Genomic DNA, 21,525 nt, shown 5'->3' on the forward strand with positions numbered 1-21,525 from the left:
GGCAGCCGCCAGCCATCACACGCCACCCGCCACCCGCCACTACAGCTCGTTCGACTCCAGCATCTCCGTCACCAGCGCCGCGATCGCAGAGCGCTCCGAGCGCGTCAGCGTGATGTGCCCGAACAGCGGGTGGCCCTTCAGCGTCTCGATCACCGAAGCCACACCGTCGTGCCGGCCGACGCGCAGGTTGTCGCGCTGCGCGACATCGTGCGTCAGCACGACGCGCGAGTTCTGGCCGATTCGGGAGAGCACGGTCAACAGAACGTTGCGTTCGAGCGACTGTGCCTCATCCACGATCACGAACGCATCGTGGAGCGACCGGCCACGGATGTGCGTGAGCGGCAGCACCTCGAGGATGCCACGCTCCACCACCTCGTCGAGAACGTTCTGCGACACGAGCGAACCCAGCGTGTCGAAGACCGCCTGCGCCCACGGGTTCATCTTCTCGCTGGCGTCGCCCGGCAGGAAGCCGAGCTCCTGGCCGCCCACCGCGTAGAGCGGCCGGAAGACCATGATCTTCTTGTGCTGTTGCTTCTCGAGCACGGCTTCGAGCCCCGCGCAGAGGGCCAGAGCAGACTTCCCTGTACCGGCTCGACCCCCCAGCGAGATGATTCCGACCTCAGGGTCGAGGAGCATGTCGATCGCCACGCGCTGCTCGGCCGACCGCCCGTGCAGCCCGAACACGTCGCGGTCACCGCGCACCAGCTGGAACGAGCGTTTGCCGTTCACACGCCCCAACGCCGATCCACGGTCCGAATGGATGACCAGGCCGGTGTTGATCGGCATGTCCGACACCAGCGGAGTCTCCATGCCGTCCTGGTCCCAGAGCTTCGACATGTCGGCGGCGCTCAGCGTGATCGAGTCGATCCCCGTCCATCCGGAGTCGACCGCGAGCTCGGCGCGATACTCCTCGGCGGCCAGCCCGATCGACGCCGCCTTGACCCTGAGCGGCAGGTCTTTCGACACGACCGTCACGTCGAGCCCGTCGTTCGACAGGTTCAGCGCGACGGCGAGGATGCGCGAGTCATTGTCCTGCAGTTGCAGGCCCGACGGCAGCACCGACATGTTCGAGTGGTTCAGTTCGACGCGGAGACTCCCGCCGGCATCCCCGACCGCGATCGGGAAGTCGAGCCGTTCGTGCAGCACGCGCAGCTCATCGAGGTTCCGAAGGGCCTGGCGGGCGAAGTAACCGATCTCCGGATCGTTCCGTTTGGATTCGAGCTCGGAGATGACCACAACCGGAAGCACAACAGGGTGCTCGGCGAACCGGAAGATCGCCTTCGGGTCGCTCAGCAGTACAGACGTGTCGAGCACATAGGTGCGTTCCGCCGTCTTCTGGCTGGTGGTCTCGGACTTCTTGAGTTTCTGATCGGGCACAAGTACTCCAACCCCGGGCGGCGTTGCTCACCCGGATCTCTTTCCGGCGAAGCGGCCGCCAAGCCTCTTTCAAGACCGTGGCTGGTATCGAAACGTACTTATGTGGCCGCCTCGATCAGGTGCCATACCTGATGCGATCAACCTATGCCGAAGGGGTGCACCGAAACGAATCGACACACCCCTGCAGACATTAACGTTGTGTTACGGGAGAGGAACCGAACGACGTCAGGAGGTCTTCTTCGCGAGGTCGTCGGCCGCGTCTTCGGCCTTGTCCGCCACGTCGTCGGCCGTGCCGCGCACCTTGGCCGCTGCATCCTTGATCACACCGGGCGCCGCCTTGGCTGCGTCAGTGAGTTTCTCCTGCACGATCGGCGCCTTGTCGGCAACAAACTGCTCGGCGTTGTGCACGGCCTTCTGCACCTGCGGCTGATTCCAGGCCGCCTCGGCCTTCGACTTGATCTGCTCGTAGCGCCTGCGGCCGGCCGCTGAACCCGCGACGTAACCGACTCCGAAGCCGATCACCAGCAAGATTTTGCCCTTCATCCGATTTCACCGTTTCTTTCGTCGTGCCGAATGTGTACACGATCGATCTTCCGGATGTTCGGGCCACGCTTCAAGGGCTTGACCTCGCCCTGCGTCATCCGGTCGACGCGGTCAGCTGCCGAAACGCCGATTGCGCCGTGAGAAGTCACGGAGCGCCCGCAGAAAGTCGACCTGCCGGATATCAGGGCCAAGCGCCTCCATGAAGTAGAACTCACTGTGCGCGCTCTGCCAGAGCATGAAATCGCTGAGACGCTGTTCGCCGGACGTTCTGATCACGAGATCCGGATCCGGTTGCCCACCGGTGTACAGGTGCGCACTGATCAGCTCTTCGTCGAGGTTGGCGGCGAGGTCGGCGAGCGAGTGACCGGCATCCTGGTGCGCTCGGATGATGCTCTGCACGGCATCCGCGATCTCGCTTCGTCCGCCATACCCGACGGCGAGATTGACGTGCAGCCCCGGATGCCCGGCGGTGCGCTGCTCGGCGTCGGTCAGGGCATCCACCAGCCGGTCCGGGAGGCCCTCGTTACTGCCGACGTGCTTGATACGCCAGTCACGGTAATTCGAGAGTTCTTCTGCCAGTTGGGCGATGATCTCGATCAACTCGGTGAGTTCGGCTTCGCTCCGGCTCGAGAGGTTGTCGGTCGAGAGGAGGTAGAGGGTGACGATGGAGATGCCGAGGTCGTCGCACCACTCGAGGAACTCGCGCACTTTCACGGCCCCCGCCCGGTGGCCGTGCGCGGCCGTCTCGAGCAGGTTCTGCTTGGCCCAGCGGCGATTGCCGTCGATGATCATCGCGACGTGGTGTGGGAGGTTGCCGTCATCCAGCTCCCGGCGGAGCCTCTTCTGGTAGAGCCCGTAGAGCAGGCCTCTCCCCGGGGTGTCCTGCCTGTTTCGCACGAGGTAACGCTACCCTCCACGCGCCCAAACTCCCAGCGGGCGCCGGGCGCGCCCCGACTAGGGTGGATTCATGCCCGCCCAGCCCGATTCGTCGTTGACCGACGACGGTACTCCCCTGCCCCACCTGCCGCTTCTCGACGAGGCGGAGGCTCGAGAGGCCGGTGTTGAGGCCGAGCAGGTCGCCTCTGTTGCCGCACCGCCCGCCGAGGTGAAGCCCACCTGGCGGGGCTGGATCCACGCCGGAACCTTCCCGATCGCGATCGCCGCCGGGATCGTGCTGATCGTGCTGGCCGACGGCGCAGCTGCGAAGACGTCCAGCGCTGTGTTCGCGTTCACTTCACTACTTCTGTTCGGCAACTCAGCGCTCTACCACCGTTTCAACTGGAAGCCGACGGTCAAGCGGCTGCTCAAACGCATCGACCATGCGAACATCTTCCTGCTGATCGCGGGCACGTACACTCCCCTTGCCGTGCTCGCCCTGCCTCCGGGCAAGGGCACGTTCGTGCTCATCGCCGTCTGGGCGGCTGCCGTTCTCGGCATCGGCTTCCGGGTGTTCTGGATCGACGCCCCGCGGTGGTTGTACACCCCGCTCTACGTGCTGATGGGCGGGGCCGCGCTGCTGTTCATTGTGGACATCTTCAACGCCAACGCCGCAACGATGACGCTGGTGCTGGTCGGCGGCCTGGCCTACGTGCTCGGGGCGCTGGCCTACGGGCTCAAGCGACCGAACCCCGTGCCCGGTGTGTTCGGGTTCCACGAGATCTTCCACGCGCTGACGCTGGTCGCGTTCGCGTGCCACTGGACGGGCATCCTTCTGATCGCGATCAACCCGCCGTTCAACGGCTGAGCCGGCTACTTCTTCGCGTCGAGCCCCTTGGCACCCGGCCCGCGATCGGCGGCAGCGCGCGCGGCCTCTTCGGCATCCAGCTTCTCGGCCACCTGGGCCCGCATGTTCACGCGGCGAACCCGCCTCGTCATGTCGATGATCAGCAGCACGGCCAGCACCATCACGCCCAGGGTCACGATGAACCCGATCGTTCCGGGGGTCACCGTGTCGGGGTTGAACGCCGGATCGGTCGTCGGCGTCGGTTCGGGCGTGACCTCGGCCAGCCAGCCGAGAGCGGTTCCGACGGCGGTGTGGATGCCCGCAGAAGCCGCCAGGACGAGACTCACTTCACCGACCATCCGTCGTCGTCGATGCCTGCGAAGAGGTCACTCTCGAACTCTCCCTCGCCGGCTTCGGGCAGCGGCACCTTCGAGTCGATGAGCTGGTAGTCCTCGAACGGCCAGGCCTGCTGCTGCAGTTCGTTCGGCCAGAAGAAGAACGCGCTGTCGGGTGCGACCTGGGAAGCATGGGCGCGAAGGGCGTTGTCGCGGGCACCGAAGAAGGCTCCCGCGGGAACCTGCGTGGTCGCGAGGTAGGGCGTCTCGTCCATCCACCGCCTCATCTCGGTGAACGAGGCGATCAACGAGTTCTCGGGGTCGGTCTCGACGAGCAGGTCGCGGATGGCCCGCATGCGCTGCGAGCTGAAGATGCGGTCGTAGTAGAGCTTCGAGACCTGCCAGGCCGGGCCGAGCTCCGGTGCGTACGAGGCATCGGCGGCGAGCTCGTAGGCGAGCACGGAGATGTCGTGGCAGCGGATGTGGTCGGGGTGCGGATAGCCACCCTTCTCATCGTACGTCAGCAGCACCTGCGGCTTCTGCTCGCGGATGAGGTGCACCAGCGGCCGCACGCTCAGCGAGGTATCGATCGCGGCGAACGCATTCGCCGGCAACGCTTCGCCGTTCTCGGGAAGCCCGGAATCGGCGTATCCCAGCCAGCGGTGCTCGAACCCGACCGCGGCCTGGGCGGCAGCCATCTCGACCCGGCGGAGACCCGGCATGTCGCGGTCGCCCCATGCACGAAGTTCAAGCCCCTCGTTCAGGATGTCGCCCCGCTCGCCGCCCGTGCAACTGACAACCATCACGTGGTCTCCGCGGTCCACGTAGTAGGCGTAGGTGGCGGCACCCTTGCTCGATTCGTCATCGGGATGGGCGTGCACGGCCATGAGACGAAGTACCAGCTGTCTCAACTCCTCAGCTAAGCGAACTACCCTGTAGTCAGGGTCGAAGATTCTGCCGGAGAATTCCGACTCGACCAGACTAATCGTTCGGCCCGGGGCTTCTCGCCCCCGGTCGAGTACCCACCAAGGAGAGCTGGCACGTGAGCGAGGACGAGCGGAGCGAAGACGGACCGTTCGCGGCCGCCTCGGAAGCACTGGCACCCTCATCGACGCGGCCACCGGCATCCACCGTTCGCGGAGAACGCTACGGAAACACGGCGAAGTCCCGGGGCCGCGGCCGCCTGATCGCGCTCGCCTTCGGGGCCGCTGTCGTCGTCGTGATCGGCTCGTGGGTCGTCTGGGCGGGGCTCGACAGCTCGCGATCCACAGTCAATGCTCAGGACAAGGGCCACGTCGTCGTCAGCAACACCCGCGTCGACGTGACGTTCGACGTATCTGTCGACCGCGGCATCGCGACCGCCTGCGCCGTGCAGGCCCAGAACGAGCAGCACGCCGTCGTCGGCTGGAAGGTCGTCGACATCCCGGCCTCCACGCAGCGCGACCAGGAGGTCACGACCACGGTGCTGACGACCGAGCCCGCGGTCACGGGTTTGATCTACAGCTGCTGGCTCACGTAAAATCATCGCTTTGAGCTAAGGAGTTCGCATGGCGGAGCACGCAGAAGTCAGCTGGCTGACCCAGGAGGCGTACGACCGTCTGGCGAACGAACTCGAATACGCCAGCACGACCGGGCGCCAGGAGATCACCGACAAGATCCAGTCGGCCCGTGAAGAGGGCGATCTCAAGGAGAACAGCGGCTATCACGCTGCCAAAGACGAGCAGGGCAAGATCGAGGCGCGCATCCGGTTCCTCACCAACCTGCTGAAGACGGCTCAGGTCAGCGCGGCACCCGAGAGCCACGGCGTCGTGGTTCCCGGAACGGTCATCACGGCGATCATTGCGGGTGACGAGAGCGTTTTCCTGCTCGGCAGCCGCGAGATCGCGGGCGAGAGCGACCTCGACGTGTACTCGGAGAAGAGCCCGCTCGGCACGGCGATCCTCGGCCTCGCCGTCGGCGACACCACCACCTACGAGGCTCCCAACGGCCGCGCCATCACGGTGAAGGTGACGGCCGTCGAGAACTACACCGGCTGACCGCCTGCGGGGCGTACGCCCGCGCCCGTCCCCGCTGAGCCGCTCGGCCCGCCGCTCCCTTCGGACTGCGGGCAGAAAAGCACGCAAAAGACCGTTTTAGGGGGTTTTTGCCCTCAGTCCCTCTGTGGGAAATGGGTGAGGTGAGGCGGGGCGGGCGGGTCAGTCCAGAACGAGGCGGGCGTCGTAGCCGGCGTCGCGAAGCTTCGCCACCACCTCTGCACGGTGCTCGGGACCACGGGTCTCTACGCTCAGCTCGAGCTCGACCTCGCTGAGCTGCAGGCCCCGGCCGTGCCGCGTATGCAGCACCTCGATCACGTTCGCATTCGCCTCCGCCACGATCTCGGCGGTTCGGGCGAGTTGGCCCGGTCGATCGGGCAGCATGATCTTGAGCTTCAGGTACCTGTCACTGGCGGCGAGCCCGTGGCTGATCACACGCTGCATGAGCAGGGGGTCGATGTTGCCGCCCGAGAGGATGACGACGGTCGTTCCCGGATCCTCCCCCACCTGGTCGGAGAGGATCGCCGCCACGCCGACCGCGCCGGCCGGCTCGACCACGAGTTTCGCCCGTTCGAGCAGCACGAGGATCGCCCGGGCGATGTCGGCCTCGCTGACCGTCACGATCTCATCGACGAGCTCACGGATGATCTCGAAGTTCAGGGCACCGGGCTTCGCCACCGAGATACCGTCGGCGATCGTCGCCGACGTGCGGATCAGCGTCGGCTCCCCCATGGCGAGCGACGGTGGGTAGGCCGCGGCGTTCGCAGCCTGCACTCCGATGATCCGAATGCTCCGCCCCTCGGCCGCGGCACGCTGCTTGAGCGCGCTCGCCACCCCCGAAATCAGGCCGCCGCCGCCGATCGGAACGATGACCGTGCGCGCATCCGGAGCCTGCTCGAAGATCTCGAGCCCGAGCGTGCCCTGGCCGACGATGACGTCGGGATGATCGAAGGGAGGTATCAGCACGGCACCGGTCGTCGCGGCGAACTCCGCCGCTGCCGCCAGGGGTTCCTCGACGGTGTGGCCGCGCAGCAGCACATCCGCGCCGTAGTCCCTTGTCGCCTGGAGCTTCGGGAGGGCGACGCCGAGCGGCATGAAGATCGTCGCCTTGATGCCGAGTTCGCGGGCCGCGAAGGCGACCCCCTGCGCGTGATTGCCGGCCGAGGCTGCCACGACACCGCGCGCCTTCTCATCTGGCGTCAGCCGCGACATCCGGTAGTAGGCACCACGGATCTTGTACGAGCCGGTGCGCTGGAGGTTCTCGAGCTTCAACAGCACCTCGGAGCCCAGCACCTCAGCGAGGTAGCGCGACGTCTCCATGGGGGTACTCTGGGCGACCTTCGAGACGACGGCCCGCGCGGCCTGGATGTCGGCGAGCAGCGGGACTGCGGAACGGGTCTGCGAGGGCGCGGGGGTCTCAAGCATCGGGTGTTAATTCTTTCGGGTCGGATTTCGCCTGCCAGATTCCACTCGCTATGTACTTCACCATCACGTTCAGGGTGGCGATGAGTGGCACAGCGAAAAAGGCACCCGGGATACCTGCGATGATACTTCCCCCCGCCACAGCCAACACGACTGCCAGCGGATGCACCTTGACCGCCGTTCCCATGACAAGCGGTTGCAGCACGTGGCCTTCGATCTGCTGCACGAGCAGAACGACGCCGAGCATCACGAGAGCGATCACCCAACCGTTGTAGACGAGCGCGATGAAGATGGCGACAGCGCCCGTGAGCACGGCGCCGACGACGGGGATGAACGAGCCCAGGAAGACCAGCACGGCCACAGGCACGGCGAGCGGGACTCCGAGCAGGAACGCCCCGAGCCCGATTCCGACCGCATCGACGAACGCGACCAGGATCTGCACCTTCACAAAGCTCTGCAGGGTGTGCCAGCCGGCCTTGCCGGCCCCGTCGACGCCCGCGCGTGCACGCTTCGGGAAGACACGGACCAGCCAGTTCCAGATGCCCTTTCCGTCGATCAGGATGAAGAGTGTCGAGAAGAGCACCAGCAGCACCCCGGTCAGCACGTGGGTCAGGGTCGACCCGACGCTCAACGCCCCGCTGACAAGAGCCGAACTGTCGTTCTGGATGGCCTGGAACGCCTGCCCGATGTATCCGCTGATCTGGTCGTCACTCAGCTGCAGCGGGCCGGTCTTCAACCAGTCGCGCAGCTCGTTGTACGAGTTGGTGCTCTGAGACTTCAGATCGGCATAGCCCGACGAGATCTGCGTGGTCACGAGGAAACCGAGCGCGCCGATGACGATGAAGACGCTGAGGATCGCCACGACGATCGCCAGCCACTTCGGCCAGTGGTGGCGGATCAGGAAGTTCTTGAACGGAACGAGCAGCGCGCTCAGCACGACGGCGATGAGAAGCGGGATGATCACCAGCGAGAACTGCGCCAGCACGAACAGCAGCGCCGCCAGCGCGCCCGCGATGACCAGGAGCCGCCACGCCCACGCGCCGGCGATCTGCATGCCCGGGGGCACGGATCCGGAAGCCGCAGCAGCGGTCGCGGTGGCCTCGGTGCCGCTCGCTGAGGACTCTGCGACCTCGTACCGCGCGTCGAGCGCGGCGCGCCGCCTCGCGATGAAGCCGACGCGGCGCCCGGGGCGACCTGGGGAAGGGGCTGTGCCTGACATTTCCCCATTCTAGGAGTTCGGCGCGGGAGCGGTATCCGTACGGGCACAGGTTGTGGATGGATGTCGCGGGGTTGCTCCCTGGGGACGAGAAGAGGGGTCCTCCGCTCCGGTGTCGGAGGTCTACGCTAGGGTCGGAGGGTGGTTGATTCGATGTCTGCAGCGCTCGCCCGGCGGGTCGCCCTCGCAGCCCAGGGGTTCGGTGCGGCGCGCGCGGTCGGCTCCGCGACATCCGCACCCGCCACACCTGCTGCCGCGACATCCGCACCTGCCACGGCCGCAGCCACCACACCGGGCCTCCGGCAGCTCACGCCACTGGTGGCGAAGCTCGCGCTGCTGCAGATCGACTCCGTGAATGTGTTCGAGCGCAGCCACTACCTGCCCGTTTTCGCCAGGGCCGGCGCCTACGACAAGGCCGAACTCGACCGTCTGACCTACGGCCCGCGGATGGTCGAGTACTGGGCGCACGTGGCTTCGTTCATCCCGGTCACGACACTTCCTCTCCTGCAGTGGCGTATGGACGACTACCGTTCACGCGCGAGCGCCGGTGCGGACACGTGGACGGCCGCCAATCCGCAGATGATCGAGTGGCTGCAGGGCGAGCTCGCCGAGAAGGGGCCGATGACGGCCAGCGCGTTCGAGCACGAGAGCAACAGGCGGAACGGCCCGTGGTGGGGCTGGTCGGATGTGAAGATCGGCCTCGAGACGCTGTTCCGCTGGGGTGACGTGGTCTCCGCGGGGCGCACCCGATTCGAGCGCCTCTACGCCCTGCCGTCGCAGGCGTTGCCGGCGGCAGTGGTCTCTGCGATGCAGGAGGCCCCGCTGCCTCGAGCGGAGGCAGTTCGTGGACTCGTGTCCCAGTCGGCCCGCGCGCTGGGGGTGGCGACACTCGGTGACATCGCCGACTACTTCCGGCTGAAGACGGTGGATGCGCTGCCCGCCGTCCGCGCTCTCGAGGAGTCGGGCGAACTGCTGCCCGTCGCCGTCGACGGTTGGCACCGTCCCGCCTGGCTGCACCGTGATGCGCGGCTGCCCCGCCGGATGGATGCTGCGGCCATCCTGTCGCCGTTCGATCCTGTCGTCTGGCGCCGCGAACGGGCCGAGCGGCTCTTCGACTTCCATTACCGCATCGAGATCTACACGCCGCAACCCAAACGCATCTTCGGCTACTACGTGCTGCCCGTGCTGATCGACGACCGGGTCGTCGGCCGCGTCGACCTGAAGAGTGACCGGCAGGCCGGCGTCCTCCGTGTGCAGTCCGCGTGGATCGAGCCGTGGGTCTCGCCGACGGCGTTCCCGACCATCGCGGCGCGCCTCGCCGCCGTGCTCCGCACCACCGCCGCGTGGCAGGGCCTCGACGCCATCGCGGTCATGCCCGCCGGCACCTTCGCGGCCCCCCTCGCGGCGGAGCTCGCCCTCCCCGCCTGACCCGCTCGTGCGTCGGCGTGCTCAGCCCGAAGTGGTTTTCCGCCCCAAAACTGGAAGTTGGGGGCGGAAAGCGACTTCTTGATCGTGTGGGCGGCTTGGGCCCCAAAAAGGCAACCTTTGGGGCCCAAACTGCCCACTCGATTGAGTCTGGAGGGCGGGGACGTCACGCCAAGGGACGGTGCCGCCCGCGAGAACGCGTGGCCACACCCCGAGCTCCTACGGTGCCGCCCGCGAGAACGCGCGGCCACACCCCGAGCTCCTACGGTGCCGCCCGCAAGAACGCGCGGCCACACCCCGAGCTCCTACGGTGCCGCCCGCGAGAACGCGTGGCCACACCCCGAGCTCCTACGGTGCCGCCCGGAGGGCGGACCATAAACTCAGAAGCTGCCGCCCATCTTCTCGAGGCGGGCAACGCGCTCGGGGATCGGCGGGTGGGTCGCGAAGAGCTTGTTCATGAGGCCGGGCTTCAGGGGGTCCGCGATCCACATGTGCGCCATCGAGGTGGACTGCCGCGCCATGGGGCGGCCGTAGTTCTCGAGCTTGACGAGGGCGCTGGCGAGGGCGTCGGGATGGCGGGTCGTCATCGCGCTCGTCGCGTCGGCCAGGTATTCGCGCTGGCGGGAGACCGCGAGCTGCACGACGGTCGCGACGAGCGGTGCGATCACGGCGGCGACGAGCCCGAGGATCAGCAGTACGGGGTTCGAGTTGTTGCTGTTGCCCCGGCCGAAGAAGGCCATGCGGAGGAAGAAGTCTGCGATGATGCCCACCGCCACGACCAGCCCGTAGACGATCAGCGACACCCGGATGTCGTAGTTCTTCACGTGCCCGAGCTCGTGCGCCATGACCCCTTCGAGCTCGGCGTCGGTCATGATGTCGAGCAGCCCGGTGGTCACCGCGACCACCGCGTGGGCGGGATCCCGGCCGGTCGCGAAGGCGTTGGGGGCGGAGTCGTTGACGATGTAGACGCGGGGCATGGCCATGCCGGTCGTGATCGACAGGTTCTCGATGATGCGCCAGAGCCGGGGGTTGTCGGCCTTCTGGATCTCGACCGCCCCGCTCGAGATGACGGCCTGCGAGGCCGCGAAGAAGTACTGCACGATCGCGAACCCGACAGCGAAGACCAGGATGACGATCGTCAGCGACAGATTGTTGTAGAGAAAACCCGCCAGGTAGCCGAGGCCGCCGATGATGAGGATGAACAGAACGAGGATGATGACTGTGTTGCGCTTGTTCTGCGCGATCGCCTTGTACAAAGAAGCCGGGGTGATGGGGGGGCTAGGAATACGGGGCTAGAACTGCACGCGCGGCGGCTCGGCGATCGCCGCGAGGTCGGACACCTCGAAGAAGTCGCGCGAGCCGAAACCGAGGCGCTTGGCGAAAACGTTGTTCGGGAAGACCTTGACCTTCGTGTTGAGCTCTCGCACACCACCGTTGTAGAAACGGCGGGACGCCTGCACCTTGTCTTCGGTGTCGACCAGTTCGGCTTGCAACTGCAGGAAGTTCTGCGAGGCCTGGAGCTGCGGGTAGGCCTCAGCCACTGCGAAGATGCTCTTGAGCGCGGTCTGCATGTGGTTCTCAGCAGCGGATGCCTCAGCCGGCCCCTGGGCGCTGAGAGTCTCGGCGCGGGCCTGGGTGACGGCCTCGAAGACGCCCTTCTCGTGCGCCGCATAGCCCTTCACCGACTCGATGAGGTTCGGCAGCAGGTCGGCCCGCCTCTTCAGCTGCACCGTGATGTCGCTCCACGCCTCGTCGACGCGCACGTTCAGCGTGACGAGCGAGTTGTAGGTCGCCCACAGGTAGATGCCGACGATGACGACGAGCACGACAACGATGATCAGGGGGATGAGCCATTCCATGACCCCCACTATAACGACTGAGGGCTTCTCACACAGCGAGCGCGAGGCAAGCTCCCAGCGACCGGGCGATCAGCGCCTCGAGCGCCTCACGAACGCGCCTCGAGCACCCGCTGCAGCCACCCGTACGACTCCTTCGGGGTGCGGTCCTGCGTGTTCGGGTCGACATGCACGAGGCCGTACCGCAGGCTGTAGCCGGCCGTCCACTCGAACCCGTCGAGCAGCGAGCGGATGTGGAACCCCGCGAGAGTCACCCCCGCGGCATCCCCGGATGCCGCCACTGCGTCGAGCGCGGCGACGACGTGGGCGGTGAGGTGGTCGATCCGCCGGGCGTCGGGGATGCGGGCGTCGCCGGTGGCGGCATCCAGCACCACCCTGTCGGCAGCCCCGAACCCGCCCCCGCTGACGTGCACAGGTGGCAGCGCATCACCGTACTCGGCACCGAGTTGGGCGAGCGCCACCCCGAGGAACTCCGGCGCGTTCGGCAGGCCCGAAGGCGTGCGCTCGAATTCCGGCCACGGCGCGAAGCGGAACGGAAGCGACGAGAGCGCCGAAGCCTCCCCGTCGGCCGCAGCCACGCCGAGACCGCCCGCGGCAACACGGGTCGGTGCGCTGTAGCTGATGCCGTAGAAGTCGAGGGGCTGCCGGATGACCGCCAGGTCGGTCTCGGATGCCTCGACCAGGGGCCTCAGCAGCCGCCTGAACTCTTCGGCAACCGACGGGTACGCTCCGAGCAGCACCGCGTCGCCGAACATCCGATTCTGCACCGTGTTCCAGAGCGCGGCGAACTGCGCGTCGTCGTCGGAGCCCGTCTGCGGCGACGTCGGTGAGTAGGAGTTCACGATGCCGATCCCACCCGTGACGGGCGCCGCGCGGAGGGCCTCGACGGCGATACCGTGCCCGAGAAGCAGGTTGTGCCCGACCGGCAACGCGTCGAAGAGCAGGGTGGATCCCGGTGCGTGCCGCCCGAAGCCGTACCCCTCGAGCATCACCGTGGCCGGCTCGTGCAGGGTCACCCAGCGATGCACACGATCGCCGAACTGCTCCCCCACCGCGTAGGCGTAGTCGCCGAAACGGTGGGCGGTGTCGCGCTTCAGCCAGCCGCCGCTGAGGGCCGAGGGGGTGTCCCAGTGGAAGAGCGTCGCCGTCGGGCTGATGTCGGCGGCCAGCAGTTCGTCGAGCAGGCGGTCGTAGAACGCGACACCTTCGCGGTTCAGCGCGCCGGAACCCCGCGGCTGCAGGCGCGGCCACGCAAACGAGAACGAGTACGACTCCGCCCCGAGCGCTGCCAGCAGGCCGACGTCTTCGGATACCCGGTGGTAGTGGTCGGCAGCGATGTCGGCCGTGGCCCCGCCCTCGATGCGGCCGCGCTGGTGGCTGAAGTCGTCCCAGACGGACGGCTCCCGGCCGCCGTCGTGAGCGCCGCCCTCAATCTGGAACGCACTGGAGGTGATCCCCAGCACGAAGTCCGCCGGGAGCCTGGTGGCGAAGGCCTCCGCCTCGCCCTGGGCGGTGTCCCGGGCATCCACCCGCCGCCTGGCCGCCGCGGCAGGACGGCCGGTCGCACCCGGTGAGGCACTGGATGACCGGGGCCCGCTCGAACCGATCGCGCCGCTTCCCCCACCCGACCCGCTGCCGCGCCTCATGCGCCGAGCACGCGGTCGAGGTAGGCATTCGTGAACAGCCGCGCCGGGTCGAGCCGGTCACGGAGCGCCACGAAGTCATCGAAACGCGGATACAGCTCCCGCAGGTGCTCGGCACCCCGAGTGTGCAGTTTGCCCCAGTGCGGCCGGCCGGCGTGTGCCGTCATGATCTCCTCGACCGCCTCGAAGTACTTCTCGTGACGTTCACGGAAGAAGCGGTGCACTGCAATGTATCCCGTCGCGCGTCCGCTCGCGGTCGACAGCCACAGGTCGTCGGCGGCGGCGAAACGCACTTCGACCGGGAACGAGACGCGCCAGCCCCGGCGCTCGATCAGCGCGTCGATCTCGCGGAGCACCGCGGGCACCGCCTCGGCCGGCAGCGCGTACTCCATCTCGCGGAACCGCACCGTGCGCCTCGAAGCGAACACCCGCGGCGAGTGGTCCGCGAACTCGCGGGTGCCGGTGAGTCTTTCGGCAACCCTGTTGATGTACGGGATGACCGGGGGCACGATCCGCCCGAGCGAACAGGTGAGGCGGAAGAGCTGGTTCGAGACCAGCCAGTCGTCGACGAGGCGGCGCCCAAGCGTCAGCGGGGCACGCGGTGCCGTACCGGGCAGGCGGGTGTTCGTCTTCGTGAGGGCCGTCTGCGTGTGCGGGAACCAGTAGAACTCGAAGTGGTCGGATGTCGCCACCCGGGCCTCGAGCGTCTCCAGCACCTCCTGCAGCGGTTCTGAGCGCTCCACTGCGTGAAGAACGAACGCCGGCACGCACTGCAGCGTCACGGAGACGAGGATGCCGAGGGCGCCGAGCCCGAGCGCGACGGCGGGCAGCAGCTCGGGGTTCTCTGTGCCGTGCTCTGTGCCGGGCTCGGCACCGTTCGCCGTGCCGTTCGCCGTGTCGCCGACCCGCAGGAGTTCACCGGCGCCCGTCACGAGCTCGGCTCCGACGACCTGGGCCGCGATGCCGCCGAAGCGCGCCCCTGTGCCGTGGGTGCCGGTGGAGATCGCTCCACTGATGCTCTGCCTGTCGATGTCGCCCATGTTCGCCAGGGCGAGGCCGTAGGGCCGGAGCATCCGGGGAAGGTCGTAGAGGCGCGTGCCGGCGCCGAGGGTGACACGGCCGCGCGCTTCGTCGACGGCCAGCACGCCACTGAGGGCGGAGAGGTCGAGCTGCACCCCCGTCGCGACGGCGATGCCCGTGAAGCTGTGGCCGGCGCCGACGGCCTTGATCCGGATGCCCGCCCGAGCGGCCGCGACGACGGCCCGTTGCACGGCTTCCGCGGTCGCGGGCCGTTCGACGCGTGCCGGACGCACGGCCTCCGTTCGGCCCCAGTTCTGCCAGACCGCACCCGTGATGGCCGCTCCGCCGTCGGCTCCGAGACCCACGCCGACCCCGACCCGCGGCCGCTTGGCGCGGCGTGGGCCGGCAGCCCGCGGGGCGCTGGTGGCCGCGGGGACGTTCGGGTCGGTCTCGCTCACAGGAACGCCTGGCCTTCGCCGCGGTAGGTCGGTACGGCCGCCACCACCTCGTCGCCCGACACCACGTGGAACTCGTTCACGTGCTCCGACAGCTCTCCCGACTTCGTGTGCCGGAGCCACACCCGGTCCCCCGCCGCGAGCGCCGCCGCAGCCCGGCCCGAGAGCGGAGTCTGCACCTCGCCCGCCATCTCGCGCGGCTGCATCGACAGCCCCTCCGGCCAGACGATCTCGGGGAGGCGGTCGGGCTGCGCGGGGCCGGAGGCGATCCAGCCACCGCCCAGCAGCGTCGCCATCTGCGGCGTGGGCTTTCGCACCACCGAGAGCGCGAACGCGGCCGCCGGTGCCGGGCGGAAGCGCGAATACGTGTCGAAGAGATGCCCGCCGAACAGCCCACTGCCCGCCGCCACCTCGGTCACCGACGCATCGGCCGAGGTCGATTCGAGCGAACCGGTGCCGCCGCCGTTCACGAATTCGAGGTCGGCCACCTCGCGCACGGCCTCGACGACCGCGCCGCGGCGGTCGGCGATCTCGGCGATGGAGCGGTGCTGCATCCAGTCGAGCACGCCTGCGCGGGCCGGATTGCCGCGCGGGCGGTTGCCGACGCCCGCGATCTGCGCCTCGTAGCCCATCAGCCCGACGAGTTCGAAGCCGGGCCGCGAGACGATGTGCTGCGCGAGCACCCGCGCCTGGCCGGCCGTGAAGACCGGCGAGCGCCACACCCCGACGTGCCCGAGGGCGCGGGTGACGAACGACGAGTCGAGTTCGACACAGAGTCGGAGGCTCGCCCTCCCCTGGGGCGGAACAACCGCGTCGATCAGGTCGAGGTGCTCCACGGAGTCCACCATGATCGTGACGCGCGAGGCGAGCCGCTCGTCGGCGGCGAGCTGCCGGATCGCAGAACGGTCGGCCGTCGGGTACCCCACCACCACGTCGTCGATGGACTCGGCAAGCCAGAGCGCCTCGGCCAGGGTGTACCCCAGCACCCCCGCGTAGCCCGGGAGCGCGAGCACAGCATCGAGCACCGCACGCACCCGCACGGACTTGCTGGCGACGCGGATCGGCTTGCCCGCCGCCCGGTCGATCATCGCGAAGGCGTTGTGTGCGAGAGCACCGAGGTCGAGCGCGGCAAGCGGCGGGTCGAGGTGGGCGGTGGCCCGGGTCAGCCGCGGCCAGTGCTCGGCGGGATCGTGCCAGGAAGCCGCGCCCGCCGGGGGCCTGGCCAGGCTGAACGGGGGCCGGTCATCCATCAGCGGACTCCTCTCACTCGGGCGACCGCCACGGAGCCGGCTGCCGCGAACACGGCGGCCAGCACGAAGAGCGCCATGAATCCCCCGGTCATCGCGACGACGAGCGCTCCGAGCAGCGGCGCCATCGCCTGCGGAACCGCCGTCGCGATATTCATGATGCCGAGGTCCTTGCCCCGTGCGGCCGGATCCGGCAGCACCTGGGTGGCGAGGGCCTGGTCGACGGAGAGGAAGCAGCCGTAGCCGAGGCCGAGGAGCCCCGCCGCGACCATGGCCGCTCCGAGGTTCGGCACGAACGCCAGCAGCAGGGCCGCGAGGGCCTGCAGCAGGGAGGCCGTGAAGACGAAGGCCCGCCGTCGCCCCAGCCGGTCGGAGAGCGCCCCGGCCCCGAGGGAGGCGAGGATGACGAACACCATGTAGATGAGCGTCAGAACGATCAGGTCGGTCTCCGCCGACTCATCGTGCAGACCGTACGTGAGGAAGTACAGCAGAAGCGCCGTTCCGAGGGCGTTGCCGGTGTTCACCAGCACTCGCCCGAGCAGCGTGAACCCGAAGTCGGGGTGACGCGTGGGGCTGATCCAGAACCCATTGAAGAAGGCGCGCGCGCCGAAGGGTGCACGGGCGGAACGCTCGAGCACCGCATCCGGAGCCCACAGGCAGAACGGCAGCACGAGCAGCACCAACAGCACGGCCACGGCCAGGTACCCGGCGGATTGTGCCGTGAAGAGCGTCGTCACCAGGATGAGGCCGAGGATCGTTCCGATCGCCTGCGGGGCGGCGAGCCAACCCGAGACCACTCCGCGCTGGGACGTCGGCACCTGGTCGGAGATGGTGGCCGTGAGCGCGGCGGTGAGTACACAGAAACCAGTGATGGCGAGAACCCAGAAGATGCCGACCCCGACGAGCGTGCTCTGGGCCCCGAGCAGTGCCAGCGACAACCCGAATACGAGGGTTCCGACGACCATCCAGGGGCGGCGACGACCGAAGCGCGAGGTGGTGCGGTCGGAGAGGGCACCGGTGAGCGGGAACGCGATGAGCGCTGCGACACCCGCGAGGCCGGAGATGACGCCGAACGCGAGCACGCTGGCGATCCAGTCGGTGGAGGCGGCCGCGGCTGAGGCAGAACCGCTCTGCAGGCTCTCGATCTGGAGGGGCAACAGCAGTTGGATCGGGGTGAGCTGGGCCATCCAGATGCCGAGCCAGGCCGCGGCGAACAGCGCGATCCAGCCGCCGCCGACCCGGATGCGGGGCTCGGCGAATGCTTCGGGGGCACCCGCAGGCGCCGCGGGGGCCGTGCGTGCGCCGTGCGGCCAAGGGGTCTCACGCGACATCCGGTTACCGTCCATCCCCTTGTTTTCTTACATACAACCGCATGGGGCTTTGACTTTGGGAAAGATTCCTTGCTAAATGGAAGAAGGTGTCAGTCGTGAAATGGGGAAAGACCAGGGGCGCGCCGGCGGGGCCGGCTGCTCTACGTTCGCGATTCCGAGTCCTGATAGCGCTCTCACTGGTGGGTCTGCTGCTGCCCGTGGCCCTCACGCTCGCGACGGGTTCGGAGCGCGCTACGGCCGCAGTGACTCCCTCCCCCACGCCGACACCTGCGCCGAGTATCGTGCCGGGTGTTCCCGCGCCCACCTCGACTCCCGCGCCCACACCCCCGCCGACGGATCCCCCGTCAGACCCGCCTCCGATCGCCAGCCCGGTGATCACCTCCCCCGGCTCGGGTGAGCTCCTCGGCGGCGGTTTCACCATCACAGGAACCGCCGAGCCGGGCAGCTCGGTGCAGATCTCGGCCAGCACGCGCTCCGATCCGCTCTGCGTGAGCACGGTGGGCGCCGACGGCACGTTCAGTTGCAGCACGGGGTCACTGCCGAACGCTCCGGGGGTGCAGCTCCGGGTCGTGCAGCTCGTCGCCGGGCACGACAACTCCAGCGACACGGTCACGGTCAACGTCCTCAACGCACCGACGGCACAGTCGGGCTCTTCGTCGGGGGTCAGCAGCGGCTACGGAACGGTGCGGGGCTCGGCGGCAGGCGGGGCCACCGTGCGCGCGACCGCCGTGGGTGACGCCGGCTCGTTCGACTGCCTCGCCGTCGCCGACGGGTCTGGCGGCTGGGCGTGCAACCTCGGGGCGGGCATCCCGAGCGGCAGCCTCCGGGTGCAGGCGACGCAGTCCACCACGTGGAGCGGGGGCGAGTCGCCGGCCAGCGCTGCGTTCACCCTGCGTATCGACTCGGACACGCCGGCACCCCCCGTCGTGACGAGCCCGGCCAGGGGAACGTCGGTGCGGGCATCCGGAGCCGTCTTCGCCGGTACCGGCGAGCCCCAGGCGCTCGTGACCGTCTTCGCCGGCTCGTTCGCAGCCTGCACGGCAACGGTGCAGAACGGGGCATGGAGCTGCACGGCCGGTGACCTCGCCGCCACCCGGGCACCCGTTTCGGCGATCCAACAGGATGCAGCGGGAAACGTCAGCAACGAGAGCACAGCGTTCGACGTGGTGTTCGTGGCGGGCACGCCGACACCGAGCCCGTCGGCGAGCGCACCCGCCACGCCGGGCGCGGTTTCCGGCGGTGCGCAGACGCCCGGTGCGGGCGGCGCCGGCGGGGCCGCGGGGCCGGACGGCACAGGTGGCGCGGGTTCCGGCGACGGCAGCGGTGCCGGAGGAACCGACGGCACGGGCGGCACGGGCGGCACGACCGGCCAGGGCGACGGCGGCGCGTCCGGCGGCTCGGGAGCCGGATCCGGCGGCGCTTCCGGCGGCGAACCAGGGTCCCCTGGCGGCGCTGGCGGCAGCACGCCGCACTCCGAATCGCACGGCGCCGACGGATCGTGGGCCGGCTCGACCCGCTTCTCGCTCTCGCTCACGCCTGTCTTCGGCCAGGCATCGGGACTGAACTGGCTGTTCGCGCTCGGGGTCGCCGTGGCCGCACTCCTCCTCGTCGCCGCACCCGCACGCCTGATGGCCGGGGCTCTCTCGGTCTCCTTCCGGGCGCGGATCAGGCGAACGGGAACCCTGCTGACCGGGCGCAACCGCCCCCGCAACGAATTCGACCGCGCGCCCGAACTGGCCCTGAACCCGTGGGTGCTCGCCTCGGTGACCGTCGTGGCAGCCGCCGCCATCGGCATGCTCTCGGGACCGGTCGAGAACCAGCCGGCCTACCTCCGTCTGCTTGCAGCGATCTGTATCGCCTTCGGCGTTCTGAACGCCGCCTCCGTGCTGATTCCGCGGCTCCTCGGGCTCCGGATACTCGGGATCCGGTCGACCGTGACGTTCGCGCCGCGCTACCTCGCCTTCGCGGTGGTCGCCACGATTGTGTCCCGCGTGTTCACGATCGAACCGGCCCTGCTCTTCGGACTGGTGCTCGCCATCGGGTGCGCCGACGGGGCCTCACACCGCATTCGTGGGCAGTTCGCGATGCTCCACCTGCTCACCCTGCTCGTGCTCGGCGGCGTCGCCTGGACGACGATCAGCCTGCTCCCCGCCCTCGGTACGCCGTTCGGAGCCTTCGCGACCGAGATGCTCAACTCGCTCGCGCTCGGTTCCTTCGGGGCTGCGGCCATTCTGGTGCTTCCGTTCGGCCGCTTGAGCGGGCGGGCACTGTTCGCGTGGTCTCGGGCCGCGTGGCTGGCCACGGCCCTCGGAGCGTTCACCCTGCTCGCCGCGGTGGTCGCTCCCGCCGTGACCCCCGGCGCCGGGATCGCCGCAGAGCCGGCGCCGGCGCTCGCCGCCCTGCTGCTCGTCGGGGTCGGGTTCGCGGCGGTGAGCCTGTCGGTGTGGGCGTGGCTGCGGTTCGTCGCGCCGTCGCTGAAGTGATGCCGGACGGGTCCGGGGGCGGCGCGGCTGGGGGCGGAGCGGCCGGGGGCGGTGCGGCTGACTGGAATCGCCTCGCCGACCGGGCGCAACAGGGCCTCACCCAGCACTTCCAGAGCAGGGTGTTCGGTGCCCGGTGGCTGCACACCTCCGCGCCGATCCGGCTCGCGCACCTCGTCACGTTCAACTACTGGTGGCTGGCGCACGCCGTGGGGGTGCGGGTCGACGGGGCAGAACGCCGTGGCGACGGGATCGGCGCACACGGCGGCGGCCACGCACGGGTGCAGCTCGCCGAGCGCACCTACGCGGGCATCCTGTGCCGCAACCGCGGCCTGTTCAATCACTACTTCGACGACATGGGCTGGCTGGCGCTCGCAGCGCTGCGACTGTTCGACCTCACCGGGTCGGCCCGGTACCTCGCAGATGCCGAAGCGCTCTGGGAGCACATCCGGAGCCGCGGTGGGAGCCGCACCCGGGCCGGCGCGATCGCCTGGCGCGACTCGCAGCTCGACTACCTGAACGCGCCGACGAACGGCGCCTTCGCGATCCTCTCCTCCCGGCTCGCCGCGCGCACGGGCGCTGCCCGGTACGAGGTGGCGGCCGACGCCACTCTGGCGTTCTTCACCGAGACCTTCGTGGGGGCACAGAGCACTGCACTCGCGGATTCCCCCGCTCGCACCCCCGCCGGTCCGGCGGATCTCGTCGCGGACGGCATCAACCGCCTCGGCGACGGCGCACTCGACTCGGGCTGGCTGTTCACCTACAACCAGGGCCTCTACGTCGGAGCCCTCGTCGAGGCGTTCCACCGGTCAGCCGCCCCGCACCTGCTCGATCGGGCCACACGAACCGCAGCTGCCACGATCGCCCGGCTCGCCCCGTCGGGCCGCTTCCTCGACGAACCCGCGCGGCTCGAGCAGAGGGGCGGCGGCGACGCGGGCCTCTTCAAGGGCATCTTCGTGAGATACCTCGAGCTGCTCCTGGAGCGTCTGGCACCCGGCAGCCCCGGGCTCCGGATGCTCGAACCGTTCTTCCTCGCGAACACCGCCCTGCTCGCCGGCCCCGATGCCCCAGCCTCTGGCGCATACCCCCGCTGCCCTGCCCGCGCCGCCGCCGAGACTCGCTCAGAGCATCCAGACCCCCTCGCCACCCGCACGCCGGCCAGCCCACCCGCCCCGGAGCCGCCCGCCACGGAAGCCTATCCCCCGGTCGCCGACGACTGGGCTGCCGCCCCCGGCCCGACCACCGCCCTCAGCACGCAGCTGGCCGCCGTGATGGCGATCGAGGCGCGCGCCCGCTACGAGCGCCACCGCGCTGCCCGCTGACCGCCCGCGCACCCGCCACCCGACATCCCGACCGCCCCGCACCCGCATCTACCACATCGAGAGGACGCAAACTGCTGCAATGAGGCCGCGAAAGCGC

At 69.0% G+C, this 21,525-nt stretch carries 19 protein-coding genes; 6 read left to right on the forward strand and 13 right to left on the reverse strand.

Annotation, left to right across the window (positions count from 1 at the left end; translation table 11 throughout):
- Positions 1 to 39 precede the first annotated feature (39 nt).
- The 3 genes from B7R22_RS10815 to B7R22_RS10825 all read right to left on the reverse strand — a co-directional run bounded on the left by B7R22_RS10815 (position 40) and on the right by B7R22_RS10825 (position 2,817).
- Positions 40 to 1,377, reverse strand: coding sequence for a PhoH family protein (locus B7R22_RS10815; protein ID WP_253259015.1), 1,338 nt, complete (start codon positions 1,375 to 1,377; stop codon positions 40 to 42).
- A 225-nt stretch (positions 1,378 to 1,602) separates the two neighbouring features.
- Positions 1,603 to 1,920 (reverse strand): YtxH domain-containing protein, encoded by a 318-nt coding sequence (locus tag B7R22_RS10820; protein WP_116411743.1) that lies wholly within the window; start codon positions 1,918 to 1,920, stop codon positions 1,603 to 1,605.
- 111 nt (positions 1,921 to 2,031) lie between these two features.
- On the reverse strand, positions 2,032 to 2,817 hold the full coding sequence (locus B7R22_RS10825) for an isoprenyl transferase (RefSeq protein ID WP_116411744.1): 786 nt from the start codon (positions 2,815 to 2,817) through the stop codon (positions 2,032 to 2,034).
- A gap of 70 nt (positions 2,818 to 2,887) precedes the next feature.
- On the opposite strand from B7R22_RS10825, the gene trhA reads away from it, so the two are divergent.
- Positions 2,888 to 3,664, forward strand: coding sequence for a PAQR family membrane homeostasis protein TrhA (gene trhA, locus B7R22_RS10830; protein WP_116411745.1), 777 nt, complete (start codon positions 2,888 to 2,890; stop codon positions 3,662 to 3,664).
- A 5-nt stretch (positions 3,665 to 3,669) separates the two neighbouring features.
- Here trhA and B7R22_RS10835 read toward each other — a convergent pair whose 3' ends face one another.
- Together B7R22_RS10835 and mca are read right to left on the reverse strand one after the other, a co-directional pair.
- Entirely contained in the window at positions 3,670 to 3,990 is a 321-nt protein-coding gene (locus tag B7R22_RS10835; protein WP_253259016.1) for a hypothetical protein, read from the reverse strand.
- On the reverse strand, positions 3,987 to 4,865 hold the full coding sequence (gene mca, locus B7R22_RS10840; protein WP_116411746.1) for a mycothiol conjugate amidase Mca: 879 nt from the start codon (positions 4,863 to 4,865) through the stop codon (positions 3,987 to 3,989). Before mca ends, B7R22_RS10835 begins: the two co-directional genes overlap by 4 nt.
- Before the next feature lie 155 nt (positions 4,866 to 5,020).
- Between mca and B7R22_RS10845 the strand changes: the two genes are divergently transcribed.
- Entirely contained in the window at positions 5,021 to 5,497 is a 477-nt protein-coding gene (locus tag B7R22_RS10845; protein ID WP_116411747.1) for a DUF4307 domain-containing protein, read from the forward strand.
- Positions 5,498 to 5,525: 28 nt separating this feature from the next.
- Positions 5,526 to 6,014, forward strand: a complete 489-nt coding sequence (gene greA / locus B7R22_RS10850; RefSeq protein ID WP_116411748.1) for a transcription elongation factor GreA — start codon at positions 5,526 to 5,528, stop codon at positions 6,012 to 6,014.
- A gap of 159 nt (positions 6,015 to 6,173) precedes the next feature.
- On the opposite strand, the gene ilvA is transcribed toward greA, so the two are convergent.
- A complete protein-coding gene (gene ilvA / locus B7R22_RS10855; RefSeq protein ID WP_116411749.1) occupies positions 6,174 to 7,436 on the reverse strand; it encodes a threonine ammonia-lyase in 1,263 nt (420 codons plus the stop codon).
- Entirely contained in the window at positions 7,429 to 8,652 is a 1,224-nt protein-coding gene (locus B7R22_RS10860; RefSeq protein ID WP_116411750.1) for an AI-2E family transporter, read from the reverse strand. The genes ilvA and B7R22_RS10860 overlap by 8 nt, the downstream gene beginning before the upstream one ends.
- 138 nt (positions 8,653 to 8,790) lie before the next feature.
- Between B7R22_RS10860 and B7R22_RS10865 the strand changes: the two genes are divergently transcribed.
- Positions 8,791 to 10,077: a winged helix-turn-helix domain-containing protein gene (locus B7R22_RS10865; protein ID WP_116411751.1), complete on the forward strand. Its 1,287-nt coding sequence runs from the start codon at positions 8,791 to 8,793 to the stop codon at positions 10,075 to 10,077.
- Between the two features lie 377 nt (positions 10,078 to 10,454).
- Here B7R22_RS10865 and B7R22_RS10870 read toward each other — a convergent pair whose 3' ends face one another.
- The 6 genes from B7R22_RS10870 to B7R22_RS10895 form a co-directional block, all read right to left on the reverse strand.
- Positions 10,455 to 11,330, reverse strand: coding sequence for a M48 family metalloprotease (locus tag B7R22_RS10870; RefSeq protein WP_116411752.1), 876 nt, complete (start codon positions 11,328 to 11,330; stop codon positions 10,455 to 10,457).
- A gap of 36 nt (positions 11,331 to 11,366) precedes the next feature.
- Positions 11,367 to 11,933 (reverse strand): LemA family protein, encoded by a 567-nt coding sequence (locus B7R22_RS10875; protein ID WP_116283591.1) that lies wholly within the window; start codon positions 11,931 to 11,933, stop codon positions 11,367 to 11,369.
- Between the two features lie 86 nt (positions 11,934 to 12,019).
- Positions 12,020 to 13,576 (reverse strand): glycoside hydrolase family 1 protein, encoded by a 1,557-nt coding sequence (locus B7R22_RS10880; protein WP_116411753.1) that lies wholly within the window; start codon positions 13,574 to 13,576, stop codon positions 12,020 to 12,022.
- Positions 13,573 to 14,928 (reverse strand): D-arabinono-1,4-lactone oxidase, encoded by a 1,356-nt coding sequence (locus tag B7R22_RS10885; protein ID WP_116411872.1) that lies wholly within the window; start codon positions 14,926 to 14,928, stop codon positions 13,573 to 13,575. The genes B7R22_RS10880 and B7R22_RS10885 overlap by 4 nt, the downstream gene beginning before the upstream one ends.
- A gap of 119 nt (positions 14,929 to 15,047) precedes the next feature.
- Entirely contained in the window at positions 15,048 to 16,298 is a 1,251-nt protein-coding gene (locus B7R22_RS10890) for an alanine racemase (RefSeq protein WP_116411754.1), read from the reverse strand.
- Positions 16,298 to 17,626 carry an MFS transporter gene (locus B7R22_RS10895; RefSeq protein WP_116411873.1) on the reverse strand — a complete coding sequence of 443 codons (1,329 nt, stop codon included), beginning with the start codon at positions 17,624 to 17,626 and terminating at the stop codon, positions 16,298 to 16,300. The genes B7R22_RS10890 and B7R22_RS10895 overlap by 1 nt, the downstream gene beginning before the upstream one ends.
- Positions 17,627 to 17,823: 197 nt before the next feature.
- Here B7R22_RS10895 and B7R22_RS10900 point away from each other — a divergent pair, with 197 nt between their 5' ends.
- Together B7R22_RS10900 and B7R22_RS10905 are read left to right on the forward strand one after the other, a co-directional pair.
- Positions 17,824 to 20,109: a hypothetical protein gene (locus B7R22_RS10900; protein ID WP_147305357.1), complete on the forward strand. Its 2,286-nt coding sequence runs from the start codon at positions 17,824 to 17,826 to the stop codon at positions 20,107 to 20,109.
- The gene (locus tag B7R22_RS10905; protein WP_116411756.1) at positions 20,109 to 21,428 is read left to right on the forward strand and encodes a glycoside hydrolase family 76 protein; all 1,320 of its coding nucleotides are present in this window, start codon (positions 20,109 to 20,111) and stop codon (positions 21,426 to 21,428) included. Before B7R22_RS10900 ends, B7R22_RS10905 begins: the two co-directional genes overlap by 1 nt.
- Positions 21,429 to 21,525: the final 97 nt, after the last annotated feature.

The sequence above is a fragment of the Subtercola boreus genome, assembly GCF_003399635.1.
Classification (GTDB): domain Bacteria; phylum Actinomycetota; class Actinomycetes; order Actinomycetales; family Microbacteriaceae; genus Subtercola; species Subtercola boreus_B.

What these genes read in the sequence shown, in the direction of transcription:
- B7R22_RS10820 (WP_116411743.1), bottom strand. Translation starts at nt 1,920, where the DNA reads ATGAAGGGCAAAATCTTGCTGGTGATCGGCTTCGGAGTCGGTTACGTC.
- trhA (WP_116411745.1), top strand. Translation starts at nt 2,888, where the DNA reads ATGCCCGCCCAGCCCGATTCGTCGTTGACCGACGACGGTACTCCCCTG.
- mca (WP_116411746.1), bottom strand. Translation starts at nt 4,865, where the DNA reads ATGGCCGTGCACGCCCATCCCGATGACGAATCGAGCAAGGGTGCCGCC.
- greA (WP_116411748.1), top strand. Translation starts at nt 5,526, where the DNA reads ATGGCGGAGCACGCAGAAGTCAGCTGGCTGACCCAGGAGGCGTACGAC.
- ilvA (WP_116411749.1), bottom strand. Translation starts at nt 7,436, where the DNA reads ATGCTTGAGACCCCCGCGCCCTCGCAGACCCGTTCCGCAGTCCCGCTG.
- B7R22_RS10860 (WP_116411750.1), bottom strand. Translation starts at nt 8,652, where the DNA reads ATGTCAGGCACAGCCCCTTCCCCAGGTCGCCCCGGGCGCCGCGTCGGC.
- B7R22_RS10875 (WP_116283591.1), bottom strand. Translation starts at nt 11,933, where the DNA reads ATGGAATGGCTCATCCCCCTGATCATCGTTGTCGTGCTCGTCGTCATC.
- B7R22_RS10880 (WP_116411753.1), bottom strand. Translation starts at nt 13,576, where the DNA reads ATGAGGCGCGGCAGCGGGTCGGGTGGGGGAAGCGGCGCGATCGGTTCG.
- B7R22_RS10890 (WP_116411754.1), bottom strand. Translation starts at nt 16,298, where the DNA reads ATGGATGACCGGCCCCCGTTCAGCCTGGCCAGGCCCCCGGCGGGCGCG.
- B7R22_RS10895 (WP_116411873.1), bottom strand. Translation starts at nt 17,626, where the DNA reads ATGTCGCGTGAGACCCCTTGGCCGCACGGCGCACGCACGGCCCCCGCG.
- B7R22_RS10905 (WP_116411756.1), top strand. Translation starts at nt 20,109, where the DNA reads ATGCCGGACGGGTCCGGGGGCGGCGCGGCTGGGGGCGGAGCGGCCGGG.